Raw genomic sequence first — 2,581 nt, 5'->3', positions numbered from 1 at the left:
GCCATTCCTCGTCTTCTCCAAGCATCTCGGCGACATGGCCGAGGGTAAACACGTGGCTGACTTTGTTGACGGGCCCCATCAAGCCGCCTGCGCCGCGAGGCCTTGCTGTTGCGCAATCTTCCAGTTCCAGGGCAGCAGCTCATCGAGCCTGTGGGCGGGGTGGATGGCGATGCGAGCGAGTACATCGGCAAGCCAGACCTGAGGATCGACGTCGTTCATCTTCGCAGAGACGATGAGGCTATACATGGCGGCGGCACGACGCCCTCCGCGGTCGGACCCGCAGAATAACCAAGACTTTCTGCCCAATGCGATGCCGCGCAGCGCTCTTTCGGCGGCGTTGTTCGAGAGACAGACGCGGCCATCGTCGAGGAAGCGTGTGAAGGAGCCCCAGCGCTTGAACATGTAGTTCATGGCCTTGGCCAGATCGTGACCGCGGGAGAGCTTGGCGCACTGCTCACGCATATAGGCTTCCAGATCGGCAACCAACGGAGCGCTCTGCGCCTGGCGGACAGCCTCTCGGTGGTCGGCGCCTTGGCCATTGATCGTGCGCTCGATTGCGAAGAGGGCGTCGATGCGACGCACGATCTCGATCGCAATCGGCGAGAGGGCGATCTCCTTCTTGCCAGCAGCCTTACGTCGCGCGTTTTCCTCAAGATCCGCCATGGCGAAGAACGGGCGCCGGGCATGCACCCAACAGGCCGCCTCCCTGATAGGCCCAGGACTTCGCGGGGGCTCGTAGAGTTTGGTGTATCCGCCGAAGGCGTCGGCCTGCAGGATACCGCTATAGTTGGCCAGATGCGCCTGCGGATGCTCGCCCCTTCGATCGCGCGAGTAATAGAACATTGCCGCCGGCGGATCTGAGCCGCCGAAGGGGCGGTCGTCCTTTACATAGACCCAGCATCGAGCGACATCGCACTTGCCCAAGGCCAGCACGGGCACGGTGGTGTCGTCGCCGTGGAGGCGTTCGGATGCCATGACGTGGGCTTCCAACAGACGCAACAGCGGCTCCAATACCGTGCAGCACGCTCCGACGGCGTCGGCTGCGGTCGACAGACTGATCGGCACGCCTTCCAACGCGTAACGCTCGGTTTGCCGGTTCAGAGGCTGATGCTGGCCGAACTTCTCATAGAGCAGCATGGCCAGCAGGCTCGGCCCCGCCCACCCTCGCGGGATCACATGGAATGGCGCCGGTGCCTGGCTGATCTTCTCGCAGTCGCGGCAAGAGAACTTCTCGCGCACCGTCTCGATTACCTTCCACTGACGCGGCACCGATTCCAGCGTTCGGGTCACATCTTCGCCGAGCTTGCGCAAGCGATTGCCGCCGCAGCATTCGCACGCCGTCGGCGGATCGATCACCACCCGCTCGCGCGGAAGGTGGTCTGGGAACGTGTTGCGCTCAGCGCGCTTGCGCGTAAATCCGTCAACCGTAGTCGTTTTGGCGACTGCCTGCTCCGCCGCCAATTCGTCTTCCGTCGCGTTAGCTTCCAATTCTTCGAAGGTAAGCGCCAGCTGGTCGATCAACCGCGCCGAGCGCTCCGATTTCTGGCCGTAAACCTGGCGCTCGAGCTTCGCTATCCGCAAGGTCTGCTGCACAATCAGCGCGGCGTCCTCCGACGCCTTTGCCCGCGCTACCGCCAGCTCCGCTTTCAGCGCGGCGTTTTCTTCGGCAAGAGCGGCGCGATCAGCATCCATGAGACGAAGTGAATCATAGTTTTAGTGATTTGCGGCACCCCAAAATACGCGGGTTTCCACATTTTTCTTCGCTCATCCCGCCCTTGTCGGCCGCCACGTCAGTTGTGGATTGCGCCAATCGATCCCTTCGAGCATGTACGCCATCTGCGCCGCCGAGATCGACACCGCGTCACCTGACGCCGAAGGCCAGATGAACTTTCCGCGATCCAAGCGTTTCGCATAGAGCGACAGCCCGATCCCGTCATGCCAGAGGATCTTTGCCAAATCGCCACGCCGGCCTCGGAAGATATAGAGATCTCCGGCGTGGGGATCCCGCTTCAGGCTCTCCTGAACCTGCAAAGCCAGACCCTGCATGCCGCGACGCATGTCGGTGTGGCCGGTTGCGATCCAGACTCTGACGCCACCCGGTATCGGGATCATCGCCGGCTCAGAACATCAAGGACCCGCCCCAACGCGTCAGCATCGACGTTCTCGTCAACGCTGACACGCTTGCCGCCACCGAGTTCGATCTCGATCAGGCCCCGGCGCCTCCGGGGCGAAATCACCGCTGGGGCTTCAATCGATGGAACGCTTTCGGTCGCACCCGGGGTGAGCTGAACAGGGACAAGCTTCGGTCCCGCCGAAACGACACTCGCCAGGCGCGCCCGCCGCCGCCACGTGAACACCAAACTCGTCGAAATGCCGTGCCGCCGCGCGATCTCCGTCACAACCGCGCCGGGCGCCAGCGTCTCTTCGATGATCCGCATCTTATCGTCGCGAGACCAGCGACGACGACGCTCAACCCCGCCCAGGACCTCTACCCGCATCTACCGACCTTAAGGCTAGCCTTAAAGCTAGATCCTCGTCGGATACCTGCAACTCAACAAGGCGGCCCACCCCGGAGGAATAC

3 protein-coding genes are annotated in these 2,581 nt (G+C 62.6%); all 3 read right to left on the bottom strand.

Going from position 1 to position 2,581, the window contains the following annotated elements; genetic code table 11:
* Positions 1-78: 78 nt before the first annotated feature.
* The 3 genes from tnpC to tnpA all read right to left on the bottom strand — a co-directional run bounded on the left by tnpC (position 79) and on the right by tnpA (position 2,498).
* The gene (gene tnpC, locus AC0L3A_RS40415; protein ID WP_219685683.1) at positions 79-1,692 is read right to left on the bottom strand and encodes an IS66 family transposase; all 1,614 of its coding nucleotides are present in this window, start codon (positions 1,690-1,692) and stop codon (positions 79-81) included.
* Positions 1,693-1,764: 72 nt separating this feature from the next.
* Positions 1,765-2,112 (bottom strand): IS66 family insertion sequence element accessory protein TnpB, encoded by a 348-nt coding sequence (gene tnpB / locus AC0L3A_RS40410; RefSeq protein ID WP_007591027.1) that lies wholly within the window; start codon positions 2,110-2,112, stop codon positions 1,765-1,767.
* Positions 2,109-2,498: an IS66-like element accessory protein TnpA gene (tnpA, locus tag AC0L3A_RS40405; protein WP_007591026.1), complete on the bottom strand. Its 390-nt coding sequence runs from the start codon at positions 2,496-2,498 to the stop codon at positions 2,109-2,111. Before tnpA ends, tnpB begins: the two co-directional genes overlap by 4 nt.
* Positions 2,499-2,581: the final 83 nt, after the last annotated feature.

Source organism: Bradyrhizobium sp. MI1.3 (assembly GCF_055811695.1).
The sequence above is the reverse complement of the archived record's forward strand: the minus strand, read 5'-3'. Positions and strand labels throughout refer to the sequence as shown.

Excerpts from the sequence above, each read along its gene's own strand:
- tnpC (WP_219685683.1), bottom strand. The coding sequence starts at position 1,692 with ATGGATGCTGATCGCGCCGCTCTTGCCGAAGAAAACGCCGCGCTGAAA.
- tnpB (WP_007591027.1), bottom strand. The coding sequence starts at position 2,112 with ATGATCCCGATACCGGGTGGCGTCAGAGTCTGGATCGCAACCGGCCAC.
- tnpA (WP_007591026.1), bottom strand. The coding sequence starts at position 2,498 with ATGCGGGTAGAGGTCCTGGGCGGGGTTGAGCGTCGTCGTCGCTGGTCT.